Genomic DNA, 17,758 nt, shown 5'->3' on the forward strand with positions numbered 1-17,758 from the left:
CGGGGGCCCACACCGCTCCGGACGCACGAGAGCCCGGTGCTCGGCGCCCCTCCGCGCACCTGCGCCCCGCCGTGCACCTGCGCCCCGCCGTGCACCTGCGCCCCGCCGTGCACCTGCGCCCCGCCGTGCACCTGCGCCCCGCCGTGCACCTGCGCTCCGGCCCGTACGCCTCCACCGTGCCCCACCTCTGCGCGACGGCCCCTACGGGCGCACCGCTTCTCGTGAGCGCCCGGCCGCTCCCGGGCCCACGCCCGCCCCCTGCCCGACGTCCTCCCACCGCCCCATCCCCGTCCAGACCGCGCCGACCCTGCGAGGCACACCCCGATGAACGAACGCCCCGGCCCCGACGGGACTCCGGCCGACGAGCGACGTCTGCCCCGTGAACCCCTGGCCCGGCTGCGGGAACCCGCCGTGCCGCGGCAGAACCGGCGCGCCGGCGCCCACGACAGCGGCGAGAACGGTGAACACGGCGGCCACACCGGCTGTGCCGTACGGCTCGGACACCACGAGCGGCACGGCCTCGACGACTGCCACGGCCTCGGAGCCACCCGGGTCGTCACGGTGTACGAGGACGACGAGACCGACGCCGAACCGCCGGCCGAGGGCGACCGTGAGAGCCCCGACCACCAGGAAGGCGCGCAGGCCGCGGTACCGGACCTGGCCGAGGACGTCGAGGAGGTCGAGGAGGTCGAGGACCCGGAATCGGCGCGGGCCCCCGCGCAGGACCGGCTGGAGCATCAGGACCCGGCCGTCGCCGCCGACGCCGCCGGGGCCGAGAGCCTGCTCCGCTGCTGGATCCGCGAGAGCGGTACGCCCCGCCCGCCCGGCGACCGGCTGCGCATCCCTCTCGACGCCAGCGCGACGGCCCTGCACGTACCCGTCCTGTACTGGTCGGAGACCGGCTGGCACCGCCTCGGCGCACCCGTACTGGAAGGCACCCCCGCCGACGCCGCGGCACTGGACGCCGTGACCCTCGCCGCCCTGTTGCGCCGGGAGGCCGTACGCGTCGGCGGCGCGGGCGACAGCCCTGGCAGCACGGGCAACACCGGCAGCGCTCGCGGCCGTACCGACGACGTCAGCAGCGTCCGGCCCGGTACGGGCACCATCGGCACCACCCCGACCAGCACGGACGGTACCGATGCCGCATCGCTGCCCACCCCGCTGCCCGCTCCGCCCCGGAGGACCGCCCCCGATCACCCCTCCGGAGCGCCGGACAGCGAGAGCGCCGACCTCGTCGGCCGTGTCGCCGACTCCGTACGGCACACCGCGGTGTTCCTCGCCGACCGACGCGCCGCCCCGGCCGACGACCTCGGCACCTCTCGCTTTCTCGCCGCCGAACAGGCGCTGCTCTTCGGCCACCCCATGCATCCGACCCCCAAGAGCCGGGAGGGCCTGACCGACGCCGAGACGCGCGTCTACTCCCCGGAACTGCGCGGCGCGTTCCGCCTCCACTGGGCGGCCGTCCACCAGGACGTGTTCGCCGCCGCCTCGGCCTGGACCGAGCGCGGCCGGACCGTCCCCGCCGAGCAACTGGCCGCCCGCCTCGCCGAAGGAGCGCCCCAGGCGCCCGCCGGCACCCTGCCGCTGCCGATGCACCCGTGGCAGGCCCACCAGCTCGGCCACCGTCCGGACATCGCCGCACTGTACGAGACGGGCCACCTCCACGACTTGGGCCCCGGCGGCCCGGACTGGCACCCCACCTCCTCCGTACGCACCGTCTTCCGGCCCGGCTGCGACGCCATGCTCAAGCTCTCCCTGGGCGTACGCATCACCAACTCCCGCCGCGACAACCTCCGCAAGGAACTGGAACGCGGCGTCGAGGTGCACCGGCTGCTCCGCACCGGCCTGGCCGCGCAGTGGCGGGCGGCCTTCCCCGGCTCACCGGGCTTCGACATCGTCCGCGACCCGGCCTGGTTCGGCGTCACCGGAGCCGACGGCGAGCCGGTGCACGGCCTGGACGTGGTCGTCCGGCACAACCCCTTCGACGCCACCGATGACGCCGTGTGCATCGCCGCCCTCACCTCGCCCCGTCCCTGGCCCGGTCACACCGGCCTGCGGTCCCGCCTGGCCGACGTCATCGGCAGGCTCACCGCCCGCACCGGGCGGCCCGCGGGCGCCGTCGCCACCGAGTGGTTCCTGCGCTACCTCGAAGCGGTGGTGCGGCCCGTCCTCTGGCTCGACGGCACGGCGGGCGTCGCGCTCGAAGCGCACCAGCAGAACACCCTGGTCCTGCTGGACCGGGACGGCTGGCCCGTCGGCGGCCGCTACCGGGACAACCAGGGCTACTACTTCCGCGCGTCGCGCCGTACGGAGCTGGAACGGCGACTCCCCGGCATCGGCTCCACCAGCGACACCTTCGTCACCGACGAGGTCACCGACGAACGCTTCGCCTACTACCTCGGCATCAACAACGTCCTCGGCCTCATCGGCGCTTTCGGTTCCCAGCGCTTGGCCGCCGAGAAGGTGCTCCTCGCGGCCTTCCGGCGGTTCCTCACCGACGCCGCCACCGGACCGGCGGAACACCGTTCGCCGCTGCCCGGCCGACTCCTCGAAGCCCGCACCCTACGTTGCAAGGCCAACCTGCTGACCCGGCTGCGCGGCCTCGACGAACTCGTCGGCCCCGTCGACACCCAGTCCGTCTACGTCACCATTCCCAACCCCCTTCACTCCTGAACCCCAGCACTCCTGCCCCCCTCTACCCCTGGCGCCCGTCCAGTCCCAGCTTTTCCCCGGCCCCGGCCCTTGCCCCTGCTCCATGTCCCCGCTGTCCCGCTGGTCCCCCGATTCCCTGCCCGCCCACCCCGTGACCTCGTGAGGAGGCCCGGAAAGGAGAGAGCGCCATCGTGCCCCCCACCGAATCCGGCATCGACCCAGGATCCGAAGCAGCCTTCGACCACCCCCTCGAAGCCCCTCCGGACGACGCGCTCGACGACACCCTCGACCTGCACCTGCCGCCCGACATCACGGCGCTGTTCAGCGCAGCACCGCTCTCCGCCGCCACCGACCCGGCCGACAGCCCGGGCGGCGGAGTCCTGCTCGACCGCCTCGCCGAGTGGGGGCCCACGGCCACCGCCGCCGGGCCGTTCCAACTCGTGCCGGTACGCCTCGAACGCGACCTGCCGCTGATCTCCGCCTGGATGAACGACCCGGCCGTCGCGGCGTTCTGGGAACTGGCCGGGCCCCAGGCGACCACCGCCGCCCACCTGCGCGCCCAACTCGACGGTGACGGACGCAGCGTGCCCTGCCTCGGCGTACTGAGCGGTGTCCCCATGAGCTACTGGGAGGTCTACCGCGCCGACCTGGACCCGATCGCCCGCTACTACCCGGCCCGTCCGCACGACACGGGACTGCACCTGCTGATCGGGGGCGTCGCCGACCGGGGCCGCGGCATCGGGACCACACTGCTGCGGGCCGCCGCCGACCTCGTACTGGACCACCGTCCGCGATGCGGCCGGGTCATCGCCGAGCCCGACCTGCGCAACGTCCCCTCCGTCGCCGCCTTCCTCGGCGCCGGATTCCGCTACGGCGACGAGCTCGACCTGCCCGACAAACGCGCGGCCCTCATGGTCCGCGACCGTGCCCACCGCCACCTCCTGTGACCGTCCCCGACCCTCGCACCCGCCGCCGACGCCCCCACGCCGGCAGTTCCCCCCTGCCTTCACACGGCCTCTCGACCTCCGGCCGCCTGCTCTCCTTGTACGGCCTGCCGACCTGGCGCCGTCTCCCGACTTCCGGCCGTCCGCCCGTCCCGTACGGCCTACCGTCCTGGCGCCGTCGTCCGACCTCCGGCCGTTCGCTGTCCCTGTACGGTTCGCCGTCTTGGCGCCGTCTTGCGACCTCCGGCCGTCCGTTGCCCCTGTACGTCTCCCCGTCTTGGCGCCGTCTTGCGACCTCCGGCCGTTCGCTGTCCCTGTACGTCTCCCCGTCCTGGCGCCGTGCTTCGACTTCCGGCCGCTCGTTGATCCCCTACGGTCGGCCGACCCCATGCCGTCTCCCAGCCTCTCTCTCCGGCGGCAGCCCACTCGGCCGCCCCACCCACAGCCCGCACGTCCACTCGTCCCCCTTCAGTCCCTCCAACCCCTCGACTCCCTCCACCCGCACCCTTCGCACTGCCCGCGTCTCCACACCTGACCCCATTTCTCCGCGCACTGTCCGTGTCGCTCAGGTCTCGTCCCCAGGAGTCCCGCCTTGCGTCCTTCTTCCGAACCTCTCCATAGCCCCGCCTCCGGTGCCGGTGACTCCGGCAGCGACAGCCCGGACCCCCTCGACCGTGGCGCCGGCAGCCCCGAGGTCACCGCTCCCGGCGACAGCCACCTCAGCCGCCCCGGCGTAGGCGATTTCGCCCCCGCCCCCGGTCCCGCCTCCGAGCCCGCCCAAGCCTCCGGCACTCCGGACGCCGTCGACCCCACGGCTGTCGCCCTCACCGTCCCCGGCCACGCCTTCCCCGCCCCCGGAGCTCCCGAAGCGTCCGAAGTCCCCCGGGACGAGCCGCCCGGCGGCGGGACGGACAGCCACCGTGTGTGGCAGGGAGCCGCTCGCCGGCTGCTCGCCAAGATCCTGGCGGAGTTCGCGTACGAGGAGGTCATCACCCCGGAACCCGACCTGAGTGCCACCCCCGTCCCCGGACCGCGCGACGGACACGGCGATCCCGGCAGCACCCCCGGCGGTGCCCCTGACGGCACCGCCGACAGCCTCCCGGACCTCACTCCGGAAACCCTGGATCTCACTCCGGACCCTCCGGACCGCAACCCAGGCACCCCGGACCGCACCCCGGACCTCCCCCCAGGCGGCAGCCCGGACGGCGCCCCACCGGACCCACCCCGCACCGGCACCCGCACCGGCACCCGCACCGGCCCCTGTAGCGCCGACGGTTCCCCCTCCCGCCTCTACCGTCTGCGGCTGAGCGACGACGTCACCTACCGCTTCCGGGCCCGGCGCGGCGCGTACGGACACTGGCGTGTCGACCCCGACTCCATCACCCCCACAGGCGACCCCCTTCACTTCCTCTTCCACGCCCACGACAACGTCCTGGGCCTGTCCGGTGACACGACCGGCCACCTCATCCGCGAGCTGACGGCCACGCTCGCCGCCGACACCCGCCTGGACGCCACGGCCCTCAGCGCGGCGGAGCTCGCCGACCTCGACTACGCCGCCCTGGAAGGGCACCAGACCGGCCACCCCTGGCTCGTCGCCAACAAGGGGCGGCTGGGCTTCTCGGCGACCGACGCCGCCGTCTGGTCACCCGAGGCCCGCACCCCGCAGCGGCTGCCCTGGATCGCCGCGCACCGCCGGCTGGCCGTCTACCGGGGCGTCCCGGCCCTGGCCACGCCCGATCGTCTCTACGCCGATGAACTCACCCCCGCAACCCGTGCCACCTTCGCCCGCACCCTCTCCTCGCAGGGCCTCGACCCCGCCGACTATCTCTACCTCCCCGTCCACCCCTGGCAGTGGGACGAGACCGTCGCGCCCCTCTTCGCCCCCCAACTCGCCGACAAATCCATCGTCCCACTCACCACTGACAACGACCTGCGACTGCCCCAGCAGTCCATCCGCACCTTCCTCAACACCAGCCGCCCCGGAGCCCGTACGGTCAAGCTCCCGCTCTCCGTCCTCAACACCCTGGTCTGGCGCGGCCTGCCGACCGAACGCACCATCGCCGCCCCCGCCGTCACCGCCTGGGTCCAGGGCCTGCGCGACGCCGACCCGTACCTGCGCGACGAGACCCGGGTGATCCTGCTCGGCGAGACCGCGTCCGTCACCGTCGAACACCCCCTGTACGACCGGCTGCCCGGCGTCCCGTACCAGTACAAGGAACTGCTGGGCTGTATCTGGCGGGAGCCGATCAGCCGTTGTCTGGACCCGGGGGAGCGGGCCCGCACCCTGGCCGCGCTCCTGCAGACCGACCCGCACGGGCGGGCTTTAACGGCAGAGCTGGTGCACCGTTCCGGCCTGGCACCCCGCGTCTGGCTGCGCCGTCTCTTCGCCGCCCTCCTACCGCCCCTGCTGCACTTCCTCTACCAGTACGGCACGGTCTTCTCCCCGCACGGCGAGAACGCCATCGTCGTCTTCGACCAGCGGGACGTCCCCACCCGCCTCGCGGTCAAGGACTTCGTCGACGACGTCAACACCAGTGCCGAGCCGCTGCCGGAGCACGCCACCATGCCCGCCGACGTCCGCGCGGTGCTGCTCACCGAACCGCCGGAGTTCCTCACCCAGTTCCTCCATTCCGGACTCTTCGTCGGGGTCTTCCGCTACCTCGCCCCGCTGTGCGAGCAGCAACTCGCGGTCCCGGAGGCTGAGTTCTGGTCGCTCGTACGGGCGGAGATCCTGCGCCACCAGGGGCGCTTCCCACACCTGAAGAAGCGCCACGAAACCTTCGACCTGCTCACCCCCCGCATCGCCCGGCTCTGCCTGAACCGCAACCGGCTCCACCTCGACGGATACCGCGACCGTGCCCAGCGCCCGCACGCCGCCGTCCACGGCACCGTGCCGAACCCCCTCCACCACCCGTGACCGAGCAGATTGTCAGTGGGCCCGCGTAGGGTGGCAACGCTATGACGAAGCCCTCCCTCCCCGATCTGCTGCACGCCGCCGTCACCGCTGTCGGCGGCACCGAGCGCCCCGGCCAGGTCGCCATGGCCGAAGCCGTCGCCGAAGCGGTCGAAGACAGCTCCCACCTGCTCGTACAGGCCGGCACCGGCACCGGGAAGTCGCTCGGCTACCTGGTGCCGGCGCTGGCCCACGGCGATCGTGTGGTGGTGGCCACAGCCACCCTCGCGCTCCAGCGCCAGCTGGTCGAGCGCGACCTGCCGCGCACGGTCGAGGCCCTGCATCCGCAGCTGCGCCGCCGTCCGCAGTTCGCCATGCTCAAGGGCCGCTCCAACTATGTCTGCCTGCACCGTCTGCACGAGGGCGTCCCGCAGGAGGAGGAAGAGGGCCTTTTCGACCCCTTCGAGCACGCGACGCCCACCAGCAAGCTGGGGAAGGACCTGCTGCGGCTGCGCGACTGGGCGGACGAGACCGAGACCGGCGACCGCGACGACCTCACCCCCGGTGTCTCCGACCGCGCCTGGGGGCAGGTCTCGGTCTCCTCCCGGGAGTGCCTGGGCGCCTCGAAGTGCGCGTACGGCGCGGAGTGCTTCGCCGAGGCGGCCCGTGAGCGCGCCAAGCTCGCCGACGTGATCGTCACCAACCACGCCCTGCTGGCCATCGACGCCATCGAGGGCGCCCCGGTGCTGCCCCAGCACGACGTACTGATCGTCGACGAGGCCCACGAGCTGGTCTCCCGGGTCACCGGCGTGGCCACCGGGGAGCTCACCCCCGGCCAGGTCAACCGGGCCGTCAAGCGGGCCGCGAAGCTGGTCAACGAGAAGGCCGCCGACCAGCTCCAGACCGCCTCGGAGACGTTCGAGCGCCTGATGGAGCTGGCGCTGCCCGGCCGCCTGGAGGAGATCCCCGAGGATCTCGGGTACTGCCTGATGGCGCTGCGGGACGCGGCCCGTACGGTGATCTCGGCCCTCGGCTCGACCCGCGACAAGTCCGTCCAGGACGAGGACGCCGTGCGCAAGCAGGCCCTGGCCTCCGTCGAGAACGTCCACGCGGTCGCCGAGCGCATCGCCAACGGCTCCGAGTACGACGTCGTCTGGTACGAGCGCCACGACCGCTTCGGCGCCTCGCTGCGCGTCGCGCCCCTGTCGGTCTCCGGCCTGCTGCGCGAGAAGCTCTTCGCCGACCGTTCCGTCGTGCTCACGTCAGCCACCCTCAAGCTGGGCGGGGACTTCAACGGCGTCGGCGCCTCCCTGGGGCTGGCCCCGGAGGGCACGGAGGGCGAGGACGTCCCGCAGTGGAAGGGCCTGGACGTCGGCTCCCCGTTCGACTACGGCAAGCAGGGCATTCTGTACGTCGCCAAGCACCTGGCCCAGCCGGGCCGTGAGGGCAGCCGTACGGACATGCTCGACGAGCTGGCCGAACTGATCGAGGCCGCCGGCGGCCGTACGCTCGGCCTCTTCTCCTCCATGCGCGCCGCCCAGGCCGCCGCCGAGAACCTCCGCGGGCGGCTGGACATGCCGATCCTCCTCCAGGGCGAGGAGACCCTCGGCGAACTGATCCGCACCTTCGCCGCGGACGCCCGTACGTGTTTGTTCGGCACTCTCTCACTGTGGCAGGGCGTCGACGTGCCGGGCCCGAACTGCCAGCTCGTGGTCATGGACCGGGTGCCGTTCCCGCGCCCCGACGATCCCCTGATGAGCGCCCGGCAGAAGGCCGTGGAGGAGGCCGGAGGCAACGGCTTCATGGCGGTCGCGGCGACCCACGCCGCCCTGCTCATGGCCCAGGGAGCAGGCCGTCTCGTACGCGCCACGGGCGACCGCGGCGTCGTCGCCGTACTGGACCCCCGCGTCGAGCGTGCCCGTTACGGTTCGTTCCTGCGCCGGTCCATGCCCGAGTTCTGGTACACCACCGACCGCAACCAGGTCCGCCGCTCCCTGGCCGCCATCGACGCGGCAGCCAAAGCCGCAGAGGAGGCGTGAACGGCCCTGCGGCCGGCAACCGGAGCCCTAGGCTCCGGCCGCCCCACTCGGGGGCGTAGCGGCATCACAGGCGCCTCCAGCAGCCGCCTCCCGCCCCCGGCGCCGCTCCTCACGGGACCTGCGCCGGGTGCACGTCGGCCATTCCGCGTTCGGTCGGCCGCCACGCAGCTCGTACGGACGGGCAGCGGGCATTCACCGCCCCAGCGAAGCCCATTCCGGTCGCGCCGAACACACCTCGACGGAACGAGCAGCCGCCCACACCCCACGCACCTTCCGCTCCCGCCCCAGCCCACCCCCGCCCCCTCCGTGACCCCACCATCAATTGAGCAACCCCCACGAAGCCCAACCCCTCCGCGAAAGCGGCGCCGGTCTAGGCGCAAAACCAAGCCCCGGGACCGGCGCAGTGGTCCCGGGGCTCGGTCGAGGGGAGGGGTCAGACCCGCCGCAGCACCGCTACCACCTTGCCGAGGATGGTGGCCTCGTCACCGGGGATGGGCTGATAGGCGGCGTTGTGCGGGAGCAGCCAGACGTGGCCGTCCTCGCGCTTGAAGCGTTTGACCGTGGCCTCGCCGTCCAGCATGGCGGCGACGATGTCGCCGTTCTCCGCCACGGGCTGGCGACGCACGGTGACCCAGTCGCCGTCGCAGATCGCGGCCTCGATCATCGAGTCACCGACGACCTTCAGGACGAACAGTTCGCCGTCGCCGACGAGCTGCCGGGGCAGCGGGAAGACGTCCTCGACCGACTCCTCGGCGAGGATGGGACCGCCCGCGGCGATCCGGCCGACGAGCGGGACGTAGGACGCGGCGGGCTTGCCGGCCGTGTCGGTGGGCGCGCTGCTCGGCTGGTCGGAGCCGCGGACCTCGTACGCCCGGGGGCGGTGCGGGTCGCGGCGCAGGAAACCCTTGCGCTCCAGAGCCATGAGCTGGTGGGCGACGGACGAGGTGCTGGACAGCCCGACCGCCTGGCCGATCTCGCGCATGGACGGCGGGTAGCCGCGGCGCTGGACGGAATCCCGGATGACCTCGATGACCCTGCGCTGTCGGTCGGTGAGTCCCGAACTGTCGGCGCGGATGCCTGGAGGACGGCCGGGCAGTGAGCGGGCTGGCTTCTGCCCCTCGGGGTTCATGGCGTCGTCCATCGGCGGTTTCCGGGTCGGATCGAATCGGCTCTGGGAGTGGCTCTGGGCGGTGATGGTGGCGCTGTCTGCGGTGGTGGTCACGTCGGCCCCTCTCGGAATGTGCTCCCTAGTTAGCCAACGGTAGTTGCTTTCGAAAGGTTGCGCCAAACACACGTTCGAGTGAAAATTTCCGGATTAGCTGACCTGATCACGGGCTTAGGTGTATAGCCGAAAGGCAATTCGGGTCATTGCGGTACTCTTCGCCCCGATCTGACGGTCGGGAGTACGCGCCGTCCCGCCGGGTCCGATCCGGGTGCCGCGACGTACCGATTCTGTCATCCCCGCCCCGCCGGAGCCGCGCCCGGGGTCTGTCCCGTACCCTCGTCGGCGGCCCTCCGAGCGGCCCCCGACGGCCCGCCCCGCCACGACACGCTGGGGGCGCGGATGACCTCCCGACACCACATGTAGTGCTTTGATGACTACAGCCGCCCAGAAGTTGTGGTGCTGATGTCTCTCGGGGCTCCGGGGATCGCCTATGCTTGGGGTCGCTCCGAGGGGCCCGTGAGGGCGGCCCGGAGGTCATCAGCCGTACGCCGGGACCATGGGCGTACGACCGTAATTTTTCGAGGGTGAGGAGGGTGAATTCATGCATTGCCCCTTCTGCAGGCACCCCGACAGCCGGGTGGTCGACAGCCGCACCACCGATGACGGCACCTCGATCCGCCGGCGCCGTCAGTGCCCGGACTGCTCCCGCCGTTTCACCACCATCGAGACGGCGTCACTGATGGTGATCAAGCGGAGCGGGGTCACCGAGGCCTTCAGCCGTAACAAGGTGATCGCCGGCGTGCGCAAGGCGTGCCAGGGCCGGCCGGTCACCGAGGACGCCCTCGCCAAGCTGGGGCAGCGGGTCGAGGAGGCCGTGCGCGCCACCGGCAGCGCCGAGCTGTCCACTCACGACGTCGGGCTGGCCATACTGGGCCCGCTGCAGGAACTCGACCTCGTCGCGTACCTGCGCTTCGCCAGCGTGTACCGCGCCTTCGACTCGTTGGAAGACTTCGAGGCGGCCATCGCCGAGCTGCGGGAGCAGAGCGAGCGGGCGGCGCCCGCGCGGGAGTGCGGGTGCGAAGGGAGCGCCGGACAGCCGGCGGTCCCGGTGCCTGCCACCGCCGCCGACTGAGATCGGCACACCACAGACCTGACCAGGGCAAATGCAGGCGCCCTGGTGCCAGACAGACACACACCGTGCCACGGAACAAGTGCGCACATATGGGCGTTTGCCCGTACAGGGAGGCGGAATGACAGAGACGACGAGCGGCCCGGCACGAGGCTCCCGCGCCAAGGGCAGCAAGGCGAGCAAGGGTCTGCGTATCGAGCGCATCCACACCACTCCCGGCGTGCATCCGTACGACGAGGTGGCGTGGGAGCGCCGTGACGTCGTCATGACCAACTGGCGCGACGGCTCGATCAACTTCGAGCAGCGTGGCGTCGAGTTCCCCGAGTTCTGGTCGGTGAACGCGGTCAACATCGTCACGAGCAAGTACTTCCGCGGCGCGGTGGGCTCCGACACCCGGGAGTCGAGCCTCAAGCAGCTCATCGACCGGGTCGTGAAGACGTACACCAAGGCCGGCGAGGCCAACGGCTACTTCGCCTCCCCGGCGGACGCCGAGATCTTCGAGCACGAGCTGGCGTACGCCCTGCTCCACCAGGTCTTCAGCTTCAACTCCCCGGTGTGGTTCAACGTCGGCACGAAGCAGCCGCAGCAGGTCAGCGCGTGCTTCATCCTCTCCGTCGACGACTCCATGGACTCGATCCTGGACTGGTACAAGGAAGAGGGGATGATCTTCAAGGGTGGCTCCGGTGCCGGCCTGAACCTTTCCCGCATCCGCTCCTCCAAGGAGCTCCTGTCCTCCGGCGGCAACGCCTCGGGCCCGGTCTCCTTCATGCGCGGCGCCGACGCGTCCGCCGGAACGATCAAGTCGGGCGGCGCCACCCGCCGCGCGGCCAAGATGGTCGTCCTGGACGTGGACCACCCGGACGTCGAGGCCTTCATCGACACCAAGGTGAAGGAGGAGGAGAAGGTCCGCGCCCTGCGGGACGCGGGCTTCGACATGGACCTGGGCGGCGACGACATCACGTCCGTCCAGTACCAGAACGCCAACAACTCGGTCCGCGTGAACGACGAGTTCATGAAGGCCGTGGAGACCGGCTCGAAGTTCGGCCTGCGCGGCCGGATGAACGGCGAGGTCATCGAGGAGATCGACGCCAAGGGTCTGTTCCGCAAGATGGCGGAGGCCGCCTGGGCGTGCGCCGACCCCGGCATCCAGTACGACGACACGATCAACCACTGGCACACCTCGCCGGAGTCGGGCCGGATCACCGCCTCGAACCCGTGCAGCGAGTACATGCACCTGGACAACTCCTCGTGCAACCTGGCCTCGCTGAACCTGATGAAGTTCCTGCGCGACGACGACAAGGGCAACCAGTCGTTCGACGCCGAGCGCTTCGCGAAGGTCGTCGAGCTGGTCATCACCGCGATGGACATCTCCATCTGCTTCGCGGACTTCCCCACCGAGAAGATCGGTGAGACCACCCGCGCCTTCCGCCAGCTGGGCATCGGCTACGCCAACCTCGGCGCCCTGCTGATGGCCACCGGCCACGCGTACGACTCGGACGGCGGCCGCGCCCTGGCCGGTGCCATCACCTCCCTGATGACCGGCACCTCCTACAAGCGCTCCGCCGAGCTGGCCGCGGTCGTCGGCCCGTACGACGGCTACGCCCGCAACGCCGACGCCCACAAGCGCGTCATGAAGCAGCACTCGGACGCCAACGGCACCGCCAAGCGCATGGACGACCTGGACACCCCGGTCTGGGCCGCGGCCACCGAGGCGTGGCAGGACGTCATCCGCCTCGGCGAGAAGAACGGCTTCCGCAACGCGCAGGCGTCGGTGCTCGCGCCGACCGGCACCATCGGCCTGATGATGGACTGCGACACCACGGGCGTCGAGCCGGACCTGGCCCTGGTCAAGTTCAAGAAGCTGGTCGGCGGCGGCTCCATGCAGATCGTGAACAACACGGTCCCCAAGGCGCTCAAGCGGCTCGGCTACCAGCCGGAGCAGGTCGAGGCGATCGTCGCCCACATCGCCGACAACGGCAATGTGATCGACGCCCCCGGCCTAGACCCCGCCCACTACGAGGTCTTCGACTGCGCCATGGGCGAGCGCTCCATCTCGGCCATGGGCCACGTACGCATGATGGCGGCGGCCCAGCCGTTCCTGTCCGGCGCGATCTCCAAGACCGTCAACCTCCCCGAGTCGGCCACCGTCGAAGAGGTCGAGGAGGTCTACTTCGAGGGCTGGAAGCTCGGCCTGAAGGCCCTGGCGATCTACCGCGACAACTGCAAGGTCGGCCAGCCGCTCTCCGCCAAGAAGAAGGAGGAGGAGAAGAAGACCGAGGAGAAGCCGGCCGAGAAGGTCGTCGAGTACCGTCCGGTCCGCAAGCGTCTGCCCAAGGGCCGTCCCGGCATCACCACCTCCTTCACCGTCGGCGGCGCCGAGGGCTACATGACCGCCAACTCCTACCCGGACGACGGTCTGGGCGAGGTCTTCCTGAAGATGTCCAAGCAGGGCTCGACCCTCGCGGGCATGATGGACGCCTTCTCCATCGCCGTCTCGGTGGGCCTCCAGTACGGCGTGCCGCTGGAGACGTACGTCTCGAAGTTCACCAACATGCGCTTCGAGCCGGCCGGTATGACGGACGACCCGGACGTGCGGATGGCGCAGTCGATCGTCGACTACATCTTCCGCCGCCTGGCGCTGGACTTCCTGCCCTTCGAGACCCGCTCCGCGCTCGGCATCCACTCCGTCGAGGAGCGTCAGCGCCACCTGGAGACCGGTTCGTACGAGCCGGTCGACGAGGAGGAGCTCGACGTCGAGAGCCTGGCCCAGTCCGCGCCGCGCCACCTGGAGTCGGCCACGGGGCCCTCGACGGCAGAGATCGTCGAGGAGACCGCGGCCCCGGCCCCCAAGCAGGCGCACACCAACGCGGAACTGGTGGAGATGCAGCTCGGCATCAACGCCGACGCTCCGCTGTGCTTCTCCTGCGGCACCAAGATGCAGCGCGCCGGCAGCTGCTACCTGTGCGAGGGCTGCGGCTCGACCAGCGGGTGCAGCTGACATCGGCACCCTCGGGTGACTGATTGACCAGGGTGGGGAGCCGGAATGCCGGTTCCCCACCCTGCGTCTTTGTATCCGGACCATGTGGGTCCGCCCGCAGGATTCAGCGAAATGCCGACGCCTTTCCGACGCCCGACGACGTTTTCACCGATACCTCGGCGTGTGCCGTCCGTCAGCCGCCCATGACGGTGACGAACGTTTCCGGGTCGGTGTCGAAGCCCCGCACGGACGAAAGGAACCGCCACTCGCCCGACTCGTCCCGTGCGAATTCCGCTATCACCGCCGCGGTGGCTCCGGCGGTCACCGAGAAGTCGCCCGCCGCCAGTTCGTCGTATCCCTCGTTGATGCGGAAGGCGGTATTGGCTATATCCCCGAACGTCTTGTGTCCGCCGCGCTGCTGAATGGCCACGCCGACGACCACGCGTGCATAGGTGTTCGCCAGTCGGTTCAGTTCCAGCACCATGGCCTCGTCGGTGCCGAAGCCCAGGCCGGTCCGGCTGTCACGGCTGAGGACGATGGTGCCGTCGGGTGAGCGGCTGTCGAAGTGCACGAGGTAGTCGGGTGCCCCGCGCGGGTCGTCCTTGGTGTAGGTCGCGGCGATGAGGTCCAGGTCGTGGGCCGGAGTGCCCGCGGGGCTGGGGTCCCACTTGAGGGTCACTTCGACTTTGCCGATCCCTTTGTTGAGGCTGCTCACAGAGATCCCTTCCGGTGTTGCAACTCCCGGGCTGTGCAAGGCGTTCCACCAATGGTGTCACGCTCCGCAAGCCCTGCCCCGGCGGTCGGGGTGACGCCGTCCGGTCGGCAGGACTGGTACGCGTACTGCTACTCCGACGTATCGAGTAGGACTGAAGTTCCACCAGTGACCCGTACGGGATATGCGTGTTGGAGCGGGCGAAGGCTGGGGCCCTGGTCAGGGCCATTGTGCGGCGGCGCCGCGATGTTGGCGTCGAGGGCGGCGAGTTGACGCCAGGTCGAAGGTCGCGAGGCGCGGTCCGTTGGGCGCGGGCGGGAATCGCTCAGACAGCCACGTCTCCCCAGAGGCGCGCCAGGTGGCTGTCCAGCGCGTCGAGCGCTGCCTCCGGTGTGAGGTGGCCGATCAGGACGTGAGTGGTCAGGCCGTCGGTCAGGGCGAGCAGTGTGCGCGCCTCGCGTTCCGCGTCGGGTGTCGCGGTGGCTTCGGAGATGAGGCGCGTGAACAGGCTGTGCAGGCCGGTGTAGTTGTCGCGCAGGATCCCGGCCAGCGCGGGGCTGACCGCGGCCTGGGCGACGAAGGCGAGCCAGACGCGCGCCTCGGCCCGGTGCTCGGGGCGCAGCAGGGAGATCTCGGTGGTCGCGTGCCCGAGTGCCGTACGGGCCGACTGTGCGGGGGACTCGGCGAGCCGCGCCGCCACCCGGGCGGAGATCCGTGCCCCGATGTGGCCGAGCGCAAAGACCAGCATCTCCTCCTTGGTGCGGAAACAGCGCTGGACCGCGCCCATGGACACGTCGGCGCGCGCCGCCACGTCCCTGAGGGTGACGCCCTCCAGGCCGTGCTCGTCGGCGAGGCGGCAGACGGCCTCGGCGATCTGCCGGCGGCGGCTCTCGTGGTCCACCTGCTTGGGCATGGGGCGCTCCCGTAATCCGATGCGTGTGTATCGATGTCAAGGGTACGATGTGATGCACTTGCATCGGAACGCGTGTGCGGCGGCCTGCCCGTCGTGGACGTCCAAGGACGAGGGAGCGCGAAGTGGGAGCGCAGCAGGCTCTGTGGGAGCTGCCGGCCGGGGCCCAGGCGGCCGCCGTACGAAGCGGCGAGGTCACCGCTGTCGAGGTGGTCGAACACCATCTGGAACGGATCGCAGAGGTCAACCCGGCCGTCAACGCCGTCACGCAGCTCCTCGCCGACCGGGCGCGTGCGGACGCGGCCGCGGTGGACCGGCGGCGCGCCGCGGGGGAGGACCCGGGGCCGCTCGCCGGGGTGCCCTTCACGGTCAAGGAGACCACCGCGATCGAAGGGGTGCCGACCACGTACGGCGCGGAACGCTTCCGCCACAATGTCGCGCACTCCGATGCGCCCCCGGTGGCGCGGCTGCGCGCCGCGGGCGCCGTACCGATCGGGCACAGCAACATGCCCACACTCATCCTGGCGGGCGTCCACACGCGCAGCGAGCTGTACGGGGACACCGCCAACCCCTGGGCGCCCGGTGTCACGCCGGGTGGGACCAGTGGAGGCGACGCCGCCGCCGTGGCCAGCGGCATGGCCGCTATCGGGCTGGGCAACGACTCCGGCGGATCGGTGCGACTGCCGGCGTCCTTCTGCGGTGTGGCGGGCCTGAAGCCCACATACGGGCGCTTTCCCGCCGACCACCGCATCGGCGCGGAGGATCCCGCGTTCGCCACACAGGTGCTGGTGGTCGACGGGCCGCTGGCCCGTACGGTCGGCGATCTGCGCCTGGCCTACGAAGCGCTCGCGGGTACCGATCCACGGGACCCGAGGGCGGTGCCGGTGCCCCTGTACGGTGCGGAGCTCCCGCGCCCGACGAAGGTCGCGATGGTCACCGACCCGGGCGGCGCGGGGGTGCACCCCTCGGTCCGCAAGGCCGTCGAGGACGCGGCGGACGCGCTGCGCGACGCCGGGTACGAGGTGTGCGAGGTCCCGGACGTACCGCGTCTGGATGAAGCGCTTGAGGTGTACGGCCGTATGACATTGGCCGAATTCGCCCCTACCTGGCCCATGGTGCGGAACCTCCTGGGCAAGGAAGGACATCGCTACATCGAGATGTCGATGGAGGCAGCACGGGACGCCCTCCCGATGGACGTGCCGGAATACCTCCGCCTGACCGGCGCGCGGCTCGGCATCCAGAGGGCGTGGGCCGAATTCCTGGACACCTACCCGCTGTTGCTGGCGCCCGTTTTCACCGAGCCGCCCTTCGAGCCGGGGCTGGAGATGCGCGACCAGGAGGGGCATGCGCGCGTCCAGCGGGCGATGCGCCTGTGTACGGCCACGAGCTTCGTGGGCGTACCGGCGGTGGCCGTGCCGACCGGGGTGGAGGCGGGGCTCCCGTACGGCGTGCAGCTCGTCGGCCGTGCCTACCGGGAGGACCTGTGTCTGGAAGCCGCCGAGGCCGTGGAGCGGAGGCTCGGAGTGATCACTCCCATCGACCCGCGCCCGTAGGGGAGTTCGGTGTGGCGGGAGCGTGACGCGCGGTGATGCCGGGCCCCGCCGGGCCGTACGATGGCGCGGTGCTGGTCAAGTGGATTAGATGCACGGTCGTGGACCGCCGGGGGTTCGAGAGAGGGCAGCGGAAATGGGCGGGGCTGCTCGGCGAGCCGGGCTTCCGTGGGCAGGGCGGCGGGTGGAGCCGGACGCGGCCGTCGGTCGCGCATCTGGTCGCCTTCTGGGAGAGCAGGGCGTTCTACGACTCCTTCATGGCGCGCTCGCACGACCGGCTGGCGGCGGCCCAGGTGGGCACGTTCAAGGACTCCCGGGTGCGCCTGTTCGAGTACGAACTCGACGTGAAGGTGGGCTTCCGGCCGGTGTTCGCCGACGCCGACGTGCTGCGGATGGCGCACTGTCAGGTGCGCGCCGACCGGGTCGACCACTTCATGCTGATGCAGGAGAAGGTATGGAATCCGGCCATGGCCGGCTCCCCGGGGATGCTGCGCGGGTTGCTGGGGCGCGCGCCCGGGGAGGAGTTCCTGATCCTGTCGATGTGGGAGTCGGCGGCCGAGCGGGGGAAGTACCGGCCGGAACGGGTGGAGCGGCTCGGCCTCCGCGCGCAGACGGAGGCCGACGTACGTGCCGTGACCGGCGATGTCGCCGACCTCGAACCTGCGTGGACGGTGTGAGGGACGATGCCCCGATGGTGTCCGCATTCACGCTCACGACGGTGCGGACGTCCCCTCACACGGCGACGTGAGCATTCTTACCCGCGTGGATGCGGGCAGTCGTTTCACGG

The 17,758-nt window shown here is 71.2% G+C and carries 11 protein-coding genes; 8 read left to right on the top strand and 3 right to left on the bottom strand.

Features of this window, described 5'->3' with window-relative positions:
• Nucleotides 1-324 precede the first annotated feature (324 nt).
• The 4 genes from AB0A97_RS30210 to AB0A97_RS30225 all read left to right on the top strand — a co-directional run bounded on the left by AB0A97_RS30210 (nt 325) and on the right by AB0A97_RS30225 (nt 8,528).
• Nucleotides 325-2,673: an IucA/IucC family protein gene (locus tag AB0A97_RS30210; RefSeq protein ID WP_361155719.1), complete on the top strand. Its 2,349-nt coding sequence runs from the start codon at nt 325-327 to the stop codon at nt 2,671-2,673.
• A 170-nt stretch (nt 2,674-2,843) separates the two neighbouring features.
• The gene (locus tag AB0A97_RS30215; protein ID WP_361155720.1) at nt 2,844-3,599 is read left to right on the top strand and encodes a GNAT family N-acetyltransferase; all 756 of its coding nucleotides are present in this window, start codon (nt 2,844-2,846) and stop codon (nt 3,597-3,599) included.
• Nucleotides 3,600-4,716: 1,117 nt separating this feature from the next.
• A complete protein-coding gene (locus AB0A97_RS30220) occupies nt 4,717-6,513 on the top strand; it encodes an IucA/IucC family protein (RefSeq protein WP_361155887.1) in 1,797 nt (598 codons plus the stop codon).
• A gap of 41 nt (nt 6,514-6,554) precedes the next feature.
• On the top strand, nt 6,555-8,528 hold the full coding sequence (locus AB0A97_RS30225; protein WP_358974970.1) for an ATP-dependent DNA helicase: 1,974 nt from the start codon (nt 6,555-6,557) through the stop codon (nt 8,526-8,528).
• Nucleotides 8,529-8,961: 433 nt separating this feature from the next.
• On the opposite strand, the gene lexA is transcribed toward AB0A97_RS30225, so the two are convergent.
• On the bottom strand, nt 8,962-9,750 hold the full coding sequence (gene lexA / locus AB0A97_RS30230; RefSeq protein WP_030020363.1) for a transcriptional repressor LexA: 789 nt from the start codon (nt 9,748-9,750) through the stop codon (nt 8,962-8,964).
• A 544-nt stretch (nt 9,751-10,294) separates the two neighbouring features.
• On the opposite strand from lexA, the gene nrdR reads away from it, so the two are divergent.
• Nucleotides 10,295-10,825, top strand: a complete 531-nt coding sequence (gene nrdR / locus AB0A97_RS30235) for a transcriptional regulator NrdR (RefSeq protein ID WP_361155723.1) — start codon at nt 10,295-10,297, stop codon at nt 10,823-10,825.
• Between the two features lie 118 nt (nt 10,826-10,943).
• On the top strand, nt 10,944-13,820 hold the full coding sequence (locus AB0A97_RS30240; protein WP_361155725.1) for a vitamin B12-dependent ribonucleotide reductase: 2,877 nt from the start codon (nt 10,944-10,946) through the stop codon (nt 13,818-13,820).
• 172 nt (nt 13,821-13,992) lie between these two features.
• On the opposite strand, the gene AB0A97_RS30245 is transcribed toward AB0A97_RS30240, so the two are convergent.
• Together AB0A97_RS30245 and AB0A97_RS30250 are read right to left on the bottom strand one after the other, a co-directional pair.
• Nucleotides 13,993-14,514: a TerD family protein gene (locus AB0A97_RS30245; protein ID WP_361155727.1), complete on the bottom strand. Its 522-nt coding sequence runs from the start codon at nt 14,512-14,514 to the stop codon at nt 13,993-13,995.
• Between the two features lie 322 nt (nt 14,515-14,836).
• The gene (locus tag AB0A97_RS30250; RefSeq protein ID WP_361155729.1) at nt 14,837-15,424 is read right to left on the bottom strand and encodes a TetR/AcrR family transcriptional regulator; all 588 of its coding nucleotides are present in this window, start codon (nt 15,422-15,424) and stop codon (nt 14,837-14,839) included.
• A gap of 122 nt (nt 15,425-15,546) precedes the next feature.
• On the opposite strand from AB0A97_RS30250, the gene AB0A97_RS30255 reads away from it, so the two are divergent.
• Together AB0A97_RS30255 and AB0A97_RS30260 are read left to right on the top strand one after the other, a co-directional pair.
• Nucleotides 15,547-16,974: an amidase gene (locus AB0A97_RS30255; RefSeq protein WP_361155732.1), complete on the top strand. Its 1,428-nt coding sequence runs from the start codon at nt 15,547-15,549 to the stop codon at nt 16,972-16,974.
• Between the two features lie 68 nt (nt 16,975-17,042).
• A complete protein-coding gene (locus AB0A97_RS30260) occupies nt 17,043-17,648 on the top strand; it encodes a YdbC family protein (RefSeq protein ID WP_361155734.1) in 606 nt (201 codons plus the stop codon).
• Nucleotides 17,649-17,758 lie beyond the last annotated feature (110 nt).

The sequence above is a fragment of the Streptomyces sp. NPDC045470 genome (assembly GCF_040646595.1).
Classification (GTDB): Bacteria; Actinomycetota; Actinomycetes; order Streptomycetales; family Streptomycetaceae; genus Streptomyces.

Coding starts and splice junctions, on each gene's coding strand:
- AB0A97_RS30210 (WP_361155719.1), top strand. CDS start 325: ATGAACGAACGCCCCGGCCCCGACGGGACTCCGGCCGACGAGCGACGT.
- AB0A97_RS30225 (WP_358974970.1), top strand. CDS start 6,555: ATGACGAAGCCCTCCCTCCCCGATCTGCTGCACGCCGCCGTCACCGCT.
- nrdR (WP_361155723.1), top strand. CDS start 10,295: ATGCATTGCCCCTTCTGCAGGCACCCCGACAGCCGGGTGGTCGACAGC.
- AB0A97_RS30240 (WP_361155725.1), top strand. CDS start 10,944: ATGACAGAGACGACGAGCGGCCCGGCACGAGGCTCCCGCGCCAAGGGC.
- AB0A97_RS30250 (WP_361155729.1), bottom strand. CDS start 15,424: ATGCCCAAGCAGGTGGACCACGAGAGCCGCCGCCGGCAGATCGCCGAG.